General features: G+C 64.4%; 19 protein-coding genes and 1 tRNA gene. 12 read left to right on the top strand and 8 right to left on the bottom strand.

All coding sequences use genetic code 11. The features are described 5' to 3' along the window. Positions 1–54: 54 nt before the first annotated feature. Positions 55–1,020 (bottom strand): GlxA family transcriptional regulator, encoded by a 966-nt coding sequence (locus SKC41_RS00660; RefSeq protein WP_330975856.1) that lies wholly within the window; start codon positions 1,018–1,020, stop codon positions 55–57. Positions 1,021–1,139: 119 nt separating this feature from the next. On the opposite strand from SKC41_RS00660, the gene SKC41_RS00655 reads away from it, so the two are divergent. The 4 genes from SKC41_RS00655 to SKC41_RS00640 all read left to right on the top strand — a co-directional run bounded on the left by SKC41_RS00655 (position 1,140) and on the right by SKC41_RS00640 (position 4,188). Then, a complete protein-coding gene (locus SKC41_RS00655) occupies positions 1,140–1,775 on the top strand; it encodes an HD domain-containing protein (protein WP_330978706.1) in 636 nt (211 codons plus the stop codon). A gap of 38 nt (positions 1,776–1,813) precedes the next feature. Beyond that, positions 1,814–2,272, top strand: a complete 459-nt coding sequence (locus tag SKC41_RS00650; protein ID WP_330975855.1) for a cupin domain-containing protein — start codon at positions 1,814–1,816, stop codon at positions 2,270–2,272. A gap of 29 nt (positions 2,273–2,301) precedes the next feature. Further along, positions 2,302–2,378, top strand: a tRNA-Met gene (locus tag SKC41_RS00645). A 307-nt stretch (positions 2,379–2,685) separates the two neighbouring features. After that, entirely contained in the window at positions 2,686–4,188 is a 1,503-nt protein-coding gene (locus SKC41_RS00640; protein ID WP_330975854.1) for a PPE domain-containing protein, read from the top strand. Between the two features lie 122 nt (positions 4,189–4,310). Here the strand turns inward: SKC41_RS00640 and SKC41_RS00635 are convergent, their stop codons facing one another. The 4 genes from SKC41_RS00635 to SKC41_RS00620 all read right to left on the bottom strand — a co-directional run bounded on the left by SKC41_RS00635 (position 4,311) and on the right by SKC41_RS00620 (position 7,710). After that, positions 4,311–5,243 (bottom strand): LysR family transcriptional regulator, encoded by a 933-nt coding sequence (locus SKC41_RS00635; RefSeq protein ID WP_330975853.1) that lies wholly within the window; start codon positions 5,241–5,243, stop codon positions 4,311–4,313. A gap of 450 nt (positions 5,244–5,693) precedes the next feature. Beyond that, the gene (locus SKC41_RS00630; protein WP_330975852.1) at positions 5,694–6,626 is read right to left on the bottom strand and encodes an LLM class F420-dependent oxidoreductase; all 933 of its coding nucleotides are present in this window, start codon (positions 6,624–6,626) and stop codon (positions 5,694–5,696) included. Positions 6,627–6,795: 169 nt separating this feature from the next. Continuing rightward, positions 6,796–7,170, bottom strand: a complete 375-nt coding sequence (locus SKC41_RS00625) for a hypothetical protein (RefSeq protein ID WP_330975851.1) — start codon at positions 7,168–7,170, stop codon at positions 6,796–6,798. Between the two features lie 51 nt (positions 7,171–7,221). Continuing rightward, a complete protein-coding gene (locus SKC41_RS00620) occupies positions 7,222–7,710 on the bottom strand; it encodes a glutathione peroxidase (RefSeq protein WP_330975850.1) in 489 nt (162 codons plus the stop codon). A gap of 128 nt (positions 7,711–7,838) precedes the next feature. On the opposite strand from SKC41_RS00620, the gene SKC41_RS00615 reads away from it, so the two are divergent. From SKC41_RS00615 to SKC41_RS00585, 7 genes are all read left to right on the top strand, one after another. Continuing rightward, positions 7,839–8,135: a hypothetical protein gene (locus SKC41_RS00615; RefSeq protein ID WP_330975849.1), complete on the top strand. Its 297-nt coding sequence runs from the start codon at positions 7,839–7,841 to the stop codon at positions 8,133–8,135. Between the two features lie 117 nt (positions 8,136–8,252). Then, a complete protein-coding gene (locus SKC41_RS00610; RefSeq protein WP_330975848.1) occupies positions 8,253–9,299 on the top strand; it encodes an alpha/beta fold hydrolase in 1,047 nt (348 codons plus the stop codon). Positions 9,300–9,380: 81 nt separating this feature from the next. After that, on the top strand, positions 9,381–10,037 hold the full coding sequence (locus SKC41_RS00605) for a class I SAM-dependent methyltransferase (protein ID WP_330975847.1): 657 nt from the start codon (positions 9,381–9,383) through the stop codon (positions 10,035–10,037). Between the two features lie 216 nt (positions 10,038–10,253). After that, the gene (locus SKC41_RS00600; RefSeq protein ID WP_330975846.1) at positions 10,254–11,636 is read left to right on the top strand and encodes an OFA family MFS transporter; all 1,383 of its coding nucleotides are present in this window, start codon (positions 10,254–10,256) and stop codon (positions 11,634–11,636) included. Further along, the gene (locus SKC41_RS00595) at positions 11,633–11,770 is read left to right on the top strand and encodes an MFS transporter small subunit (protein WP_330975845.1); all 138 of its coding nucleotides are present in this window, start codon (positions 11,633–11,635) and stop codon (positions 11,768–11,770) included. Before SKC41_RS00600 ends, SKC41_RS00595 begins: the two co-directional genes overlap by 4 nt. Positions 11,771–11,818: 48 nt before the next feature. Beyond that, the gene (locus tag SKC41_RS00590; RefSeq protein ID WP_330975844.1) at positions 11,819–12,247 is read left to right on the top strand and encodes a pyridoxamine 5'-phosphate oxidase family protein; all 429 of its coding nucleotides are present in this window, start codon (positions 11,819–11,821) and stop codon (positions 12,245–12,247) included. Positions 12,248–12,380: 133 nt separating this feature from the next. Then, the gene (locus SKC41_RS00585; protein WP_096290915.1) at positions 12,381–12,608 is read left to right on the top strand and encodes a deoxyribodipyrimidine photolyase; all 228 of its coding nucleotides are present in this window, start codon (positions 12,381–12,383) and stop codon (positions 12,606–12,608) included. Between the two features lie 35 nt (positions 12,609–12,643). Here SKC41_RS00585 and SKC41_RS00580 read toward each other — a convergent pair whose 3' ends face one another. After that, complete coding sequence (locus SKC41_RS00580; protein WP_330975843.1) at positions 12,644–13,321, bottom strand: PAS and ANTAR domain-containing protein; 678 nt, start codon at positions 13,319–13,321, stop codon at positions 12,644–12,646. A gap of 247 nt (positions 13,322–13,568) precedes the next feature. After that, on the bottom strand, positions 13,569–14,006 hold the full coding sequence (locus tag SKC41_RS00575; protein ID WP_330978705.1) for an Hsp20/alpha crystallin family protein: 438 nt from the start codon (positions 14,004–14,006) through the stop codon (positions 13,569–13,571). Between the two features lie 142 nt (positions 14,007–14,148). Between SKC41_RS00575 and SKC41_RS00570 the strand changes: the two genes are divergently transcribed. Next, on the top strand, positions 14,149–14,508 hold the full coding sequence (locus tag SKC41_RS00570; protein WP_330975842.1) for a MerR family transcriptional regulator: 360 nt from the start codon (positions 14,149–14,151) through the stop codon (positions 14,506–14,508). A gap of 144 nt (positions 14,509–14,652) precedes the next feature. Here SKC41_RS00570 and SKC41_RS00565 read toward each other — a convergent pair whose 3' ends face one another. Next, positions 14,653–14,961 carry a hypothetical protein gene (locus SKC41_RS00565; protein ID WP_442931645.1) on the bottom strand — a complete coding sequence of 103 codons (309 nt, stop codon included), beginning with the start codon at positions 14,959–14,961 and terminating at the stop codon, positions 14,653–14,655. Positions 14,962–15,177 lie beyond the last annotated feature (216 nt).

Raw genomic sequence — 15,177 nt, 5'->3', positions numbered from 1 at the left:
ACGTGGTCCCAGGCCGGTGGTGCTGATGTGAACAGCTGTGACGCACAGCTACTTTCACGTGCAGGCGGTGCGGAACCTATCCCGGTAGGCCTTCGGGCTGATGCCCAAGTGGTTGACGAATACCCGTCGCAGCGTTTCGATGCTGCCGAAGCCCGCGAGATGCGCAGTCTCGGTGACGGTTCGGCCGGATTCGAGCCCGGCACGCGCCAAGTCGATTCGCACCAACTCGACATAGCGCGCCGGTGTCATCCCCAGCTCCGACTGAAACAACCGGGTCAGCTGACGGGTACTCAGCGACGCTTTGGCCGCGAGCTTGGGCACGCTGTGGTCACGAGCGGGATCGGCGCTGATCGCATCGGTGACCGTGCGCAGCGGCGATCCCGCCGGCGGATCGGCCTCGACCAGCACCGAGAATTGCGATTGGCCGCCCGCGCGTTTGAGATAGACGACCAACCACCGGGCCACCTCACGGACCAGCTCTGTGCCGTAATCCATTTCGACCAACGCGAGCGCCAGGTCGATGCCCGACGACACTCCCGCGGAGGTGTAGACGTCGCCGTCGCGCACGAAGATCGCGTCCGGCTCGACCGTGACATCGCCGAAGGCCCGGGCCAATCGCCGTGCCTCGTGCCAATGCGTGGTGGCGCGCCGGCCGCTGAGCAAGCCGGCCTGCGCGAGGATGAACGACCCCGTGCAGATGGACGCCAGCCGCCGGGTGCGTGCCGCCAGTGATCCGATGGCCTGCACGAGTGCGGGGTCGATCGCCTGCCCGGGCAGATTGTCACTGCCGGCGACCATGACCGTGTCGGCGGAGTCGATGGCCGAGATGCTGTCCGTGACGCCCAACCGGGTCCCGATCGAGCTCGTCACGTCGCTGCCGTCGAGCGACGCGATTTTGAGCTGGTAGTCGGCGCCGAACCGGTTGGCCTCGACGAAGACTTCACCCGCCCCCGCGACGTCCAACAGCGTTACTCCGTCGAACACGACGATGACCACCACTCGCGAACGCGCTTCGGCCATCGATCCATTGTGTCGCTTTCTGTGGAGAAGACGGCAGGAACGACGAGGGTCGGTGTGCCCGTATTCCCACAAACTGACTGGCAACACCAACGAGGAGGCAAACCATGGATATTCAAGTGATGGACACCATTGCTGGCATCGCGATCCCCGACACCCCGCTGGTTCGCGAGATCACCACCCACATCCGCGAGGCCGAAGACGACTTGCTCTTCGACCACTCCCGCCGGGTGTTCCTGTTCGGTGCTCTGCAGGGGCGCCGCCGCGCAATCGAACCGAACCTGGAGCTGCTCTACGCCGGGGCGATGTTCCACGATCTCGGCCTCACCGAGCGCTACCGCACGTCGCAGCTGCGTTTCGAGGTCGACAGTGCCAACGCGGCGCGTACCTTTTTGCTCGAGCACGATGTCGACCCGGCCGACGCCGACAAGGTGTGGCTGAGCATCGCGTTGCATACGACTCCCGGCATCCCCGAGTTCCTCGCTCCGGAAGTCGCCCTGGTGACCGCCGGTGTCGAAACTGACGTGTTGGGCATCGAGCGCGACGAGCTTTCGCCCGAGGCCCTGGACGCGGTCATCGCGGCGCATCCGCGCCCGGATTTCAAGCAGCGCATCCTGGCTGCGTTCAACGACGGAATGAAGCACCGCCCGCACAGCACCTTCGGAACGGTCAACGACGACGTGCTCGCGCACTTCGATCCGACGTTCGTCCGGGAGAACTTCGTCGAGACCATCCTCAACAACACCTGGCCCGAGTAGGCATTGCAGCGCAACGGCTTTCGGAGGAATGCAAGCACATGAACCAAATCGGGGTGATTGTGGTGCAACCGGGGGAGGGCGAGGTCGTCGCGCTCCCCGGGTTCGGCGCGGTGTTCAAACTGTCCGGCAAGGCCAACGGCGGCGAGGTCTCCATCGTCGAGCATCCCTTCGAGGTCGGCCTGCTCACCGCCGCGCATCGGCACACCCGCGAGGACGAGCACTCGATCGTGCTGGCCGGCGAGATCGGCTTCCGCTCCGACGACAGCGAAGTAGTCCTCGGTCCCGGCGGCTACATCACCAAGCCGCGGGGGCAGATGCACGCGATGTGGAACGCCGGCAGCGAGCCGGGCCGCATCATCGAGATCATCACTCCGGGCGGGTTCGAGAACTACTTCCGCGAACTCGGTGAGCTGCTCCTCGCAGCGATATGGCCTGAACCCGCCTTCGCATTGAGGTCAGCTGATACCCCCGCTGACCGCGCGATTTGGTCGCCGTGATGCGGGTTCGGTAACCTTGCATTCACCAACGCGGGGTGGAGCAGCTCGGTAGCTCGCTGGGCTCATAACCCAGAGGTCGCAGGTTCGAATCCTGTCCCCGCTACCAGTGTGGTGTCGAAAGACATCGGAATAGCCGCGGACCTACTCCAGGTCTGCGGCTTTTTCCGTTTGGGGCCTTTGGGTGCGCCGGTGAATGGCTCACCACCTGAATCAGTCCGCCTCTTTCCCAGAGGTGAAGGCCGGATGTCCAGGGATAGTTCTCGACGTGAATCCCGGGAGTGGGGCCGATCGCGAATCACTTCGTCACCGGGATTGATCGGCCCCGGCGATCGGTGTGATTCGATACTGGCCCTTTTTCCATTCGCCGGCGCCGGGCAGTCTAAGTCCGGAACAACTGATAGGGGAAGATCACCATGACGCTGCCGCAGACGGTAAACGTAGAATACGAGGAGCTGATCGCCCGCGCTGAAGAACTCGAGCGACCGCTTCCGCCGATCCCGCCCACCAATCCACCCGAGCCATGTGCCATTTCTTTCGCCAAAGACGCCGCCGCACAGCTCGCACTTTCCGCCGACGCCGTGCGATTGTATTTAAAGGGTTGCGAACGGGAATGGAAGGCGCTGGCGAAATCCCTGAGGAAGGCGGCGAAAGCTTACGAAGAAGCCGACGACGCCGCCGCGGATTCCATCAACGACGAAGGGGCCGGAGGCGGGAAGGTCCAGCTATTGACCGACGCCGGCCCGGACGAAGATCCTGGCTTTTCGCCGCCGCCGCCACTGCCCTTCTCTGCTCCCTTCGACTACCCTTACTACGAGGTCAGGCAGGCGACGATGGACATCGAAGACGGCGACCAGGGCGTGGCGTTCGCGGCTTTTAGCCACGACTGGGACACGTTCCAGCGCACACTCCAGCAGGAGGCCTTCCGGTTTCGCCCGTTTGTTTCCTGGGAAGGTGACGCGAGAACCGCCGTGGAGCAGACTTTCGAGCAGCACCGAGCCTGGATATATTCGATGGTGCAATCGTGCACCACGCTTAGTAAGCAGGCCAGCGGGGTCGTTGACGCCCAGAAAAAGCTCAGGGCCGCAAGCGGTTCGGCGGACGAGGATTCGGACGGAAATTATCTGAATCCCGAAGAGCATCCCGGACCTATAGACATATCGAATTGCGATTATTGGTACAAGTACTATATGGATGCTGATCGGGACGGTCTGCATTACGCAATCGCTTGGTATACACGAATGCAGAAGCAGTCCGAGGGGGCGTTGAAGCTTTATGTTGCTAACGCCTCGTTGCCGCTAGGGCCGGTGAACCCCGATATGTTTCCTACCGGCTCCGTTTCCGACTTCGACTTGGGAGTCGACACGTTTGGTGACCTGGGCACCAAGGACCTGCCCGATGAGTTGCCCCAGGGCGACGGCTTCGGTGGCCTGGGTGGCGTGCCCCCTCTGCCATCGGTCGGGATGCCGCCCAACCCCGCGGGGTCGAAGCTGAGCGATGCCGCGGCTGGGCCGCCGGTCCCAGCGGCAGGCTCGGGCCGATCGACCGGTTCAGCGGTCAAACCAGCGTCATTCGGGCTCGGCGGCATCGGCGGTGGCGTGCCAACGATGCCGCTGATGCCCCCATCCACTCAGGAACCGTCGCCGGCCCCGGCGGCGAACGGCGCTGCGGGTCCGGGTGTGGGCCGTGGATTCCCGGGCGCCGGCGCCGCGATGGGCTCGGGTGGCATGGGCGCGGGGCCGATGGCTCCGGCCGGCGCGCAACGGGCAGGCGCCGAAAAGAGCAAACGCGTGCAGGCGGAGGGGGCGCTCTACACGGAGCGGCGGGCCTGGACCGAGGGAATCATCGGTCGACGCGTCAAGACATCACCCGAAAAGGAAATAGTGAAACCCCTCGCCTACGCACGCCTCGATGCGTGATCGCGCAAGTTGTGCGTGAAAAGAGCAGGTGCGCAGGTCTAGCTGCCGGCATGGGTCACCTGGGCTGCGGTGATGAGACGGTTGAGGAGCCGGGTTTTCACCGCGAGCCCGTGTCGGCCCGCTCAGCCGGGGTGATGGTGCAAGTGATCGGGCTGGGTGACCCAGCACGAGGGCACTTGTGCGGTGAGTGCCAAGTGCACGAAGCGGCTCACCGCGGCGGTCGGGGCTCGATCGGGATTCCATTGCAACGTGTACGGCACGAATTGGCGGGGAACCACGGGCCGAATTAATGAGTGCACCTCGGGCCCCGCGATAGATCGCGTCTTGAGGATCCAGTCGACGCCGGTCTGCGACGTCCACTGACCTGCGGACAAATCGAAATCTGCGAGCTCGACGGTGGGCGGCGATGCTCCGGCGGCCGCAAGGGCTTGCCGTTGGGCCAGCGCCCACGCCGGGAATAAGGCCTCGCTGTGCATACCGAGCGTCTCACCCGCCAAGTCGGCCAGCGCAACCGTATCGCGCGTTGCAAGGCGGTGATCGGTCCGCAATTCCACCAGCAAGGGTTCGCCGCAGAACACTTCGCCAACGACTCCGGGGGGATCCGGCACCAGGCCGCAGGTTATCGCCACGTCGACCGTGCCGTCCGCGACCGCGCGATCGAGATCGGTCAACCACATCCGCCGAACGATGAGTTCGACTTCGGGCGCAGCGGCTTGTAGGGCGACAGCAAGGTGAGGTGCGAGCACCGGTGCGACGGTCGGGGTGATACCCAGGCGCACGGTGCCGGCGTCACCCTGGGCCAGTCGACGCACCGCGGCGGTAGCCGACGCGACGTCGTCGAGGATGACTTTGGCACGACCGAGCAACTCGGTTCCCGCGTTGGTCAAGGCGACCCGGCGGGTGGTGCGCGTCAGCAACGGTGCACCCAGCTCGCGCTCCAACCGCTGCACCAGCTCGCTCAGCGTGGGTTGGCCCATGTGCAGTTTTTTGGCGGCGCGTCCGAAATGCAGCTCAATTGCCACTGCCACGAAGGCCTCAAGCTGACGCAGCTCCACGTGCCGATCTTAAAGTGCGTGCGCCGGCCTTCGGGCGGTTCGGCGCCGGGCGCTCACGCGACCAGGTCATCCGCAACAGGTTCACAACGAGCCTCACCCGCCGAACAGGCGCCAAGCGGTCTACTGGCAGGGGGCGTTCCCACTAATGCTGGGTTCGCCTCTCGGGCAGCAGGATCGCGTCCGTCAGGAGTATGGAGGTAACGGTGCATGGTTGCGGCAGTAGACATTTCGCGCTACCGGTCCACATAGTCTGACCGCTGCACGGCAGGGCGCCTTCGAGCTCGATATTGTACCCATTCCAGGTGGTCCGAGATCGCTTGCAGCCGTAAGTATTTCGTTGCCGTCAGATGACTGGTCCACTGAATGTCTCCCGCCCGGCCGTCGGAATCGGCGGTCTTGGTCGGCTCGGTGTACAGCGAGTGGCGGTCGCCCGCTCTCCAGCTCAAAGCACTAACGCAGTTGCGACATCACCTCGGCCGCCAACAGCTCTAGATGGGCCAGATCAGACAAGTCCAGGACTTGGGCGTAGATCCGTTGCACACCCAAGTCCGTCCACGCGCTCAACTTGTCGACGATTTCGGCGGGGGTACCGGCAAGCGGGCTGTTAGAGCGCAGTTCCTCCACGTCGCGGCCGATCGCTGCCGCGCGGCGGGCCACCTCCGAGTCATCGCGTCCCGCACACAGCACGAACGCGCACGAGTAGACGATCGAGTCGGCCGGGCGGTTGGCCGCCTCCATCGCAGCGGCCACCCGGCGGAATTGGGTTCTGACGACGTCCATCGGCGCAAAGGGGACATTGAATTCGGCGGCATAAGTGGCCGCCAGTGCCGGGGTGCGTTTGGCTCCGGCGCCCCCGATGATGATCGGCGGATGCGGACTCTGCAGCGGTTTAGGAAGTGCCGGCGAGCCGCTGACTTGATAGTGCTCTCCCGGGTAGTCGAATGTCGTGCCGGATGGCGTTGTCCACAATCCGGTGACGATGGCCAGCTGTTCGGTGAGCCGGTCGAACCGTTCGTGCACGGACGGAAACGGAAGCCCGTAAGCGGCGTGTTCTTTTTCGAACCAACCGCTACCGAGGCCCAATTCGACTCGCCCGCCGCTCATTTCATCCACCTGGGCCACCGCGATCGCTAACGGTCCCGGGTAACGGAAGGTCGCGGAAGTCACCAGCGTCCCCAGCCGTATGCGGGAAGTCTCGCGCGCGATCGCCCCTAGCGTGACCCACGAATCAGTCGGTCCCGGCAAGCCGTCGCCGCTCATCGCCAGGAAGTGGTCGGATCGGAAAAACGCGGCGAAGCCGAGCTGTTCGGCGCTCTGAGCGACAGCGAGTTGATCTGCGTAGGAGGCACCCTGCTGTGGCTCGACGAATACCCGAAAATCCATGGCTCTCTTCGTATCCTGTCTGCTTCATGGTCAAGTGGTGACCGCGTTAGGTGCGCTGACGACTATGCCCACGCTAGCCGAACTCGCACCACGGGCGGCGCGCTCGACCCCGTCGCACGGTTGCGGCGCCTCCAGCGAGCACAATGCGCAGAACTGAAGAAATCGTTGCTTATGTCTCCAACATGTCCCGATCGGGTGGGGCCAACCTGACGCTGCGGGTGGTGGCAACTACCACGAACGCCACGTGCGTGCGCAGCTGAACTCGCGACCTGACGCTTTGGATGGGGCCGGTCGCCAGTTCGTCAACGAATCCCGGGAGCGGGCTGGCCGGCGCGGCATCGTAATGAGAAATGTTGAGCACGGTCGGCGCAGAAGCCACCACACGGGCGGTATCAAGCGCGTGGATGCCGTACTGGACTAACCGGTGCCGGTTGTAGGGGGCGAACAAGGCGAACGTAACCATCAGTGTCAGCGCTACGACAACGAGCTGCACCAGCAGGACTTGGGTACCGAGTCGCAGGTCGATGCGGCCTTTAACGGCCATGGCAAGACCCACCGGTGCCGTGAGCAAAACGCGCGGAAGGCGAACCGTCGTCTACCGGGGCAGGACGGCCTCGATGGCGGTGATGACCTCGGGGGCGTCGGGCTCGGTGCGGGGCCGGAACCGGTTGGCCACCGCACCGTCGGGGGAGAGCAGGAACTTCTCGAAGTTCCACTGAATGTCTCCCGCCTGGCCGTCGGAATCGGCGGTCTTGGTCAGCTCGGTGTACAGCGGGTGGCGGTCCTCGCCGTTGACGTCGGTCTTTTCCAGCAGCGGGAACGTCACCCCGTATGTCGTCGAGCAGAACTCCTGGATCTCATCGGCCGTGCCCGGCTCCTGGCCCATGAATTGATTGCACGGGACGCCGACGACCGTCAGGCCGCGGTCGGCGTACTCCTTGGCCAGTTTCTCCAGCGCGGTGTACTGCGGCGTCAGTCCGCATTTGGAGGCCACGTTCACGACCAGCGTTGCGCCGTCGGACAATTCGGCCAGCGTGGTCGGCCGGCCGTCGAGGGTGGTCAGGGCGATGTCTTTGAGGGTCACGCCGACGACGCTAACGCACCGAACCGATACAGGGCTACGCCTGTTCGCCACCATCAGAAGTGGGTAACCGACTCGGTAACGCGCGGGACGTTTCGACAACAGGTTGCTAGCTGGGAAGGCGGGGTCGAATGGCTGATCAAGAGGGAAGCCGGTGGGACGTCAGTATCAAGAGCAACACGGTTTGCGTTGAGCGCATCTCCGACGCCGAAGACCAGGTCTTCGAAGACTCGTTGTCGGCAGAGGAGGCCCGGCAACTGGCCGCGCTCCTGACGAAGTTCGCCGACAAGCTCGACGACTCTGAGGACTCCGACGACTCCCAGGACTCCGACGACTCCCAGGACTCCGACGACTCCGAGGACTCCGAGGACTCCGAAAACTCCGACGACTCCGAGGACTCCGAGGACTCCGACAAGTCGCAGGACTAGACCTCGACGCGGGGTCGTCACGCATTCTTAAATGCGTCACGACCTGCAATTGCTCCGACCGCTCTAGCCTTTCGATAACGGTCCTTTCGCCGGCCGCAACGTCGTACGCTCATTGCGATGCTGGCAAAGTCCGAGATCCGGTTCCTGCGCGTCGGAGACCGCCGCGTGGCGTTCGACGTACGCGGGGACGGCCCACCGCTCGTGGCTCCGGCATGGTGGGTAAGCCATCTCGAACTCGACTGGGAGGGCGCCGGCTTCCGGCAATTCTGGGAAGCCGTCGCCGACGGGTACACCCTGGTCCGCTACGACCGGCTCGGCGTCGGCATGTCGGACCGCACGGTCGAAGATTCGGACCTGACCCTGGACGCGGAAGTGGCCATGCTGCGCGCGCTGCTCGACGAGCTGGGGTACGAACGCGTATCGCTGCTGGGCGGGTCCTGCGGAAGCTGCACCGCAATCGCTTATGCCGCAACGTATCCCGAACAGGTCGAGCGGTTGGTGTTGTACGGGTCCTATGCCAACGGCTCGGCTATCACCACAGCGGAAGTGGGCGACGCGATCGTGGCGGCGGTTCGTGCGCATTGGGGACTCGGCTCCCGTCTGCTCAGCAACATGTTCCTCGGCGCAGCCGAATCCGCGGAGCACGAACGCTTTGCGCGGTTGCAGCGTGAGGCCGCGACCGCCGAGGCCGCCGCGGCGTTGTTGCGCCTCGTCTATCGCCTCGACGTGCGGGCATACCTCCCGAGGGTCGGCGTTGAAACGCTGGTGGTGCATCGACGCGACGATCGGGCCGTGCCGCACCGGCTCGGGCGCGAGGTCGCGGCCGCGATCCCGGGGGCTGCTTTGACCTCGCTGCCCGGGAGCGCGCACTTCCCCTGGCACGGTGACGTGGATTCCGTCGCACGCGCATGCCGCGAGGCGCTGGGGCCGCTGGCACCTGTGTCGCAGCGGAACACGCCCGACGCGGAGCCGGACCTGCTCTCGGCCCGTGAACGGGAGATTCTTGCCTGCCTCGCGCGCGGTCTGAACGATCGCGAGATCGCCGAGCAGCTGGTGCTGAGCCCGCATACGGTGCACCGTCACGTCGCGAACATCCGCCGCAAGCTGGGGCGCACCTCACGCGCGGCCGCCGTTGCCGAGGCAGCGCGTCTCGGACTTCTCTGACGTAGCCGAAACGGGCCATCGCTCAAAGATGGCCGCCCTGGGCGATGCGCGCACCCCGTGGCCGCTTCTACGTTAGGCGCCATGACTGATATTGCGACCGAACTGGAAGTGCGCCCGCCGTCCGCGGCCTGGCTGCGGATCATGGCGCTGGTGTACGACCCGTTCGTGTGGCTCGGCGAGCTGGCGGGGATGCGGCGGCGGCGGCGCACGCTGGTGAGTGCCGCGCGGGGGCGCGTCGTCGAGATCGGTGCGGGGACGGGGCTGAACATCGCGCACTATCCCGACGGCATCGATGATCTCGTGCTCATGGAGCCCGAGCCGGCCATGCGCCGAAAGCTCGCGCGCCGCTTGCAGCGGCATGCCCGTTCGGCACGGATCGTCAATGCGCCGGCGGAGTGCCTCCCGCTGACCGACGAGTCGGTGGATACCGTTGTCTCGACGCTTGTCCTGTGCACCGTCGAGGATCCTGAACGTGCCTTGCGCGAGATCGCTCGCGTGTTGCGCCCCGGTGGGCAGTTGTTGTTCGTCGAGCATGTGCGGGCGAATTCACGGTTGCTTGCGGCTTGGCAGGACTACCTGTTCCGTCCATGGCGTGCCTTCGCCGGCGGATGCTGCTGCAACCGCCCGACAGGGGAGCTGATGCGCGCCTGCGGATTTGCTGTCACGGCCGAGAATTCCGTGTGGCGCGGAATGCCACGGATCGTCCATCCGCTCTTGATGGGGCGGGCTACGCCTTAGTCTCTTTGACTACCCCCGTTTTCATCACAGTTCCACGACGTCCACGTGTGACCTCGGTCGCTAGCATCGGGTGGACTTGCCGAAAGTGATCGGCAGGACCTCCACGACGCATCATCTAGATGCTGCCGGATGTTTCTGTCTTGCTTACCAATTGGCTACTGACAGGAAATCGCCGGACGTTCTGATGCGCGAGGAGCCCGCTGTGAAAAGAGGACGATGGAGTCGGCTGGAGTGCTGTCGCGTGATCGAATCGTTGCCAGCCCAGGATGGAGTAGGTGGCTCGTTCCGCCCGCGGCGCTCGCGATACATCTAGCGATCGGCAGTGTTTACTCCTGGAGTGTATTCAAGCTTCCACTGCACGAAACACTGAGGGCATCAGGACTTTTGAGTGCCATGCCGTTCACGCTGGGCATCGTCATGCTGGGAGCGTCAGCAGCCGTCTTCGGCACGGCGGTGGAACGGCGAGGCCCCCGTTGGGCGATGTTCGTGGCGACCGTCTGCTTTTGCGGCGGTTTGCTCATTTCGGCGGTGGCGGCCGAGATCGGCCAGATGTGGCTGATCATCCTCGGCTACGGAGTCATCGGCGGTATCGGGCTCGGAATTGGTTACATCGCACCGGTTTCCACATTGATGAAATGGTTTCCCGACCGGCCGGGCATGGCGACCGGATTCGCTATCATGGGGTTCGGCGGCGGTGCGCTGATCGCCTCGCCGTGGTCGTCGCAGTTGATGAAGTGGTTCGGTACCGACCGGCATGGGCTGGCGGCGACGTTCTTGGTCATGGGCGTGGTGTATGCGGTCTTCATGGCGGTGGGAGTCCTTCTGGTCCGCGTGCCGCCGCACGAATGGGAGCCGCCCGTCGTCAGGGTGGCCGCGTCGAAGATCCCGCATGCCGCGGGGCCCGATCGCACCGCCAACGAGGCGATCAAGACGCCACAGTTCTGGTTGCTGTGGATTGTGTTGTGCTTCAACGTCACTGCGGGTATCGGCATCCTGGAACGGGCAGCACCGATCTACCGAGACTACTTTCCGCATGCGGCGTCTCCCGCGGCGTTGACCGCGGCCGCGGCGGGATTCGTCGCGATGCTGTCGCTGGCGAACTCGTTGGGACGCATACTCTGGTCCACCGCTTCGGATACGGTCGGTCGCAAGAACATGTACCGGCTCTATCTCGGTGTCGGTGCGATGCTGTACGCCGTCTTGATCGTCACGCAAAACGCGAGCAAGCCGCTGTTCCTGGTGGTCTGCATCCAGCTGCTGTCCTTCTACGGCGCGGGGTTCGCGACGGTGCCGGCCTATCTGCGCGACCTGTTCGGCTACCTCGAAGTCGGAGCGATCCACGGCCGGCTGCTGACCGCGTGGTCGACCGCGGGCGTGCTCGGACCGGTGATCGTCAACGCGATCGCCGACAATCGCATTGCCGCCCACGTGGTGGGCCCCGAGCGATACCGATGGTCGTTCACGATCATGGTGATCCTGTTGCTGATCGGCGTGGTCTGCAACGAGCTGATTCGCACGCCGCGGCCGCCCAGCTTCGTCGTGTCGCCGGTCGATACGCGAAAGCCGGAGTGCGTGATTTCCGGAGAGCCCGCACAATGACCGCCGGCCGATCGGTCGCGACATCGCCGCGCGTCAAGCTGCTGGGTCTTGCCAGCTGGTTGTGGGTGGGAGTGCCATTCGGCTACGGCGTCTACGAGCTGGCGGTGAAGATTCCCGCGTTGTTCACGAACTGACTCGGCGTCGAGGGAATAGCCGGCTGTGGCCGCTGCGTTCACCGGGCCATGACTGCTTTCAACGTGCCCCAGCGCCAGGAGTTCCTCGCAGCACTACACGTCGGCGTGCTGTCCGTCGCCGCCGAAGACGGCCGCCCACCGGCCAGCGTCCCGATTTGGTACGACTACGTCCCGGGCGGAAACATCCGGGTCAACACCGGAGCGTCGTCTCGCAAGGCCAAGCTCATCGAGCGGGCCGGGGTGGTGACACTGGTCGTGCAGCGCGAAGAACCGCCGTATCAATACGTGGTCGTCGAGGGCACCGTGGTCGACACCGCCAAGCCGACCCCTGCGGCGGTGCGCGAAGAGATCGCGATCCGCTACCTCGGCGAGGAGGGCGGGCGCGCATTCGTCAGCAGCATGGAGAATCAGGAAACCGTGCTGTTCACCGTCCGCCCGGACCGCTGGATCACCGCTGATTTCTCCGGTGAACTCTAAGCACGCCGTCCGTGGCAAACGGTTAAAGGATCGTCGTTTCGCGAGCAATAGGACGGTCCGGAGCGTAATTGCGGTTTAGCCGGTCCTCGTGAGGGTATTCGGTAACGACTTCTCACGGGGAAAGGACGTCGACATGTTGCACTCGGTAATTCTGGCTAGTTCGGATCCGCTTGCGGCAGGGTTCATTCTGCGCGGGATCAAGGGGATATTCGTCGCGATCGGCAGCGTGATCGCCGCAATAGTCTGCGGCCTCATCGCCGCCATGAAGGGCCGCAATCCGTTGGGATGGGGACTTCTCGGACTGTTCTTCTCAATCCTCACCCTGATCGTCGTTATCGTCATTCCGAGCAAGAAGTCATAGCGCGGCCAGCAAATCTTAGGTGTCCTTTACGGTTCCTATGGAATTGCCGGGTCGACGCGCTGGTGCGCGGTCAGCAGTAAGTGGTCGAAGTCCGACTGCGAACTGACGCGGGGACCGAGGGCGCGGAAGTCTTCGCAGATCTGTTCTGCGAGCGGCCGCAGCTTGACGTTCGCCTCCTGGGATAGCCACTTGAGCAAATCGAAGGCCGGACCATCGCCGATGCCGTAGACCAGCATCAACATTCCTTTGGCCTGCTCGATACCCGCGCGCTGTCCGGCGATTTCGGCCAGCTTCGCGGTGACGAGGTCTTCACGTGCCTGGTCGGGCAGCGGAGAGACGTCGACGTAGAAGCCGTGGGTTCCGATCACATCACCTTGGTCATCGCACAGTTGGTCGCCGACGACCACCACCTGGTGCACCTGTCCGCGGGTGTCGATGATGCGGTGGCGGGTGCTGAACGCCTGATGGGTGTTGAGGATCTGATCGATGGTGGCCGCGACGGGCCCGCGGTCGTCCGGGTGTTTGTGGGACAACACCAGCTCGGTGGTCGGGGTCACGCTGCCGGGCTCATACCCGTGCAACAGTTGTACCTGTTCGGACCACTCCCAGCGCTGGTCGGAGAAGTAGAACCGGAACCAGCCTGCTCGCTGCGGCGCCCCGCCGGCCAGGGCTTCTTCGACGTCGGCCGATTGGCCGTTGAGGTCCCAATTCATCGCGGACTTCGTCTCCTCGGGTTCAGATCACCGGACGCGACCGACCGCTGCCACACGTGCAGTGTCCCACCCCAGCGGGGGCAAAGATGATGCGAGATTTCGCGAGGCCACGGCGTCGATATGTATGGCGCTGGTGGTTCAACGCCGAGGGCGAGTCAAATCATGGCATAAGGGACGGCGCTGCTGGGCGAGCGGCGGGTGCGGCGGCGGTCGCGGAACTCGGCCGCCGCCCCGCCTCGCCAGCCGACTAGGCGTTGATGACCTCCCGTTGGTCGATGGCCTGGCGTCCCTCGCCGCGGCCGATGCTGATCTTGCGCGGCTTGGCTCTCTCGGCCACCGGGATGCGCAGTCGCAGGACGCCTTCGGTGTAGGACGCCTCGATCTTGTCGGTGTCGAGGTTGTCGCCGAGCACCAGCTGTCTGCTGAACACGCCGCGGGGCCGTTCGGTGGCGAGCATCTCCCGGTTGGGATCGAGGGCGGGACGTTCGGCCCGCACGGTGACCACATTGCGCTCGATGTCGATGTCCAGCGAATCGGCGTCGATTCCCGGCAGGTCGAACTCGACGACGAATTCCTCGCCCTCGCGCCAAGCGTCCATTGGCATCACCGCGGGGCGGGCGGCCGTGCCCAGTACTTGTTGGGCGAAACGGTCCAGCTCCCGGAAGGGGTCGCTACGCATCAGCATTGCAGCCATCTCACACTCCAATCTGTTGCCATGGTGTTGAACTTATCTATGCCATCTGGCATAGGTTTTATATAGCACTGTCGAAAGTCTAGTGCAAGTGTGATAAACAGGTTTTCTGTGCACGCAAGCGAGGAGGTGCTGGATGACGGATGTACCGGACGATACCCGCGCGCCGTCGCCCGACCATGGCGTGTACGGCATCTCGGTCGCCGCTGAGCTTTCCGGCGTCGCCGTGCAGTCGCTACGTCTCTACGAGCGCCACGGCCTTCTCACGCCTTCTCGAAGCAATGGTGGGACCCGGCGTTACAGCGCTGCCGACTTGGCTCGGCTGCGGCGCATCAGCGCGCTGGTCGACGCCGGGGTCAACCTGGCCGGCATCGCCCGCATCCTCAACCTTGAAGACGACAATGCGGAACTATCCGCGGCGAACACAGATCTGCGGTCGAGCAACCGCACCTTGCGCTCCGCGGCGAGGGCCGCGAAATCCAAAGGAAAGAAATGAATTACGCGACTACGCCTGGTGCGCCCGAGAAGCCGACGTCTAGCGCCGGCGACAATCCCAGGCCGTAGTCGTAAGCGCCCAAGTTCGTCTACGCCAAGGCCGCAGCGGGCAGCGGAAAGCGAGGCACCACAACAGAGTTCGCAGTCATCTCTCAACGTTGAAGAATGAGTCACCGTCCTCCGGCGTGCCGTCGATCTGGCCGCGTTCGCGACCGTAAACGTCCGGGTCGATCCTGTCCAGCTGGTCGTCGCTGACCAACACGACCTCGTCGGAGTCGTGCGATTCCCCCGATGGCCGGCCGTTCTCCGGATTGTCCGACGTCTCCGCCGCGAGTTTCTCGTCGAGTGACTCGTGTTCGTCGGCATCGATCCACCGGTCGGGTGGGTCTACTACTTCGTCGCCGTCGTCGTTGCGCACCTCGTCGGAATCGAGGCTTTCGGACTGGTCCAGCATGTTTTCGTCGTTGCTATCCACATCGGCCGATTGCCCGGCGGCGCAGGGGATTAAACCGGGGTGGCAGCCGATCCCGGTGATCAGGACCTGCCTTCGTGACCGGGTGTTTCCGATTTGGCGCCGTCGAGAAGGCTTCGGGAAAAAGCCGGCGGGTGCAACAGGACTAGGCGCGGCTTATGATGCGCCCAGCAGCACGGTCGCGCTCAGTACGTGGAT

Origin of the sequence: Mycobacterium sp. 050128 (assembly GCF_036409155.1) — a bacterium.
In the GTDB taxonomy this organism is placed as follows: domain Bacteria; phylum Actinomycetota; class Actinomycetes; order Mycobacteriales; family Mycobacteriaceae; genus Mycobacterium.
This window is presented reverse-complemented; position numbering and strand designations above follow the sequence as displayed.

Coding starts and splice junctions, on each gene's coding strand:
- SKC41_RS00660 (WP_330975856.1), bottom strand. CDS start 1,020: ATGGCCGAAGCGCGTTCGCGAGTGGTGGTCATCGTCGTGTTCGACGGA.
- SKC41_RS00575 (WP_330978705.1), bottom strand. CDS start 14,006: ATGCTGATGCGTAGCGACCCCTTCCGGGAGCTGGACCGTTTCGCCCAA.
- SKC41_RS00605 (WP_330975847.1), top strand. CDS start 9,381: ATGACTGATATTGCGACCGAACTGGAAGTGCGCCCGCCGTCCGCGGCC.
- SKC41_RS00615 (WP_330975849.1), top strand. CDS start 7,839: ATGGCTGATCAAGAGGGAAGCCGGTGGGACGTCAGTATCAAGAGCAAC.
- SKC41_RS00565 (WP_442931645.1), bottom strand. CDS start 14,961: ATGCTGGACCAGTCCGAAAGCCTCGATTCCGACGAGGTGCGCAACGAC.
- SKC41_RS00625 (WP_330975851.1), bottom strand. CDS start 7,170: ATGGCCGTTAAAGGCCGCATCGACCTGCGACTCGGTACCCAAGTCCTG.
- SKC41_RS00610 (WP_330975848.1), top strand. CDS start 8,253: ATGCTGGCAAAGTCCGAGATCCGGTTCCTGCGCGTCGGAGACCGCCGC.
- SKC41_RS00585 (WP_096290915.1), top strand. CDS start 12,381: ATGTTGCACTCGGTAATTCTGGCTAGTTCGGATCCGCTTGCGGCAGGG.
- SKC41_RS00570 (WP_330975842.1), top strand. CDS start 14,149: ATGACGGATGTACCGGACGATACCCGCGCGCCGTCGCCCGACCATGGC.
- SKC41_RS00630 (WP_330975852.1), bottom strand. CDS start 6,626: ATGGATTTTCGGGTATTCGTCGAGCCACAGCAGGGTGCCTCCTACGCA.
- SKC41_RS00600 (WP_330975846.1), top strand. CDS start 10,254: ATGGAGTCGGCTGGAGTGCTGTCGCGTGATCGAATCGTTGCCAGCCCA.
- SKC41_RS00655 (WP_330978706.1), top strand. CDS start 1,140: ATGGACACCATTGCTGGCATCGCGATCCCCGACACCCCGCTGGTTCGC.
- SKC41_RS00650 (WP_330975855.1), top strand. CDS start 1,814: ATGAACCAAATCGGGGTGATTGTGGTGCAACCGGGGGAGGGCGAGGTC.
- SKC41_RS00595 (WP_330975845.1), top strand. CDS start 11,633: ATGACCGCCGGCCGATCGGTCGCGACATCGCCGCGCGTCAAGCTGCTG.
- SKC41_RS00590 (WP_330975844.1), top strand. CDS start 11,819: ATGACTGCTTTCAACGTGCCCCAGCGCCAGGAGTTCCTCGCAGCACTA.
- SKC41_RS00580 (WP_330975843.1), bottom strand. CDS start 13,321: ATGAATTGGGACCTCAACGGCCAATCGGCCGACGTCGAAGAAGCCCTG.
- SKC41_RS00640 (WP_330975854.1), top strand. CDS start 2,686: ATGACGCTGCCGCAGACGGTAAACGTAGAATACGAGGAGCTGATCGCC.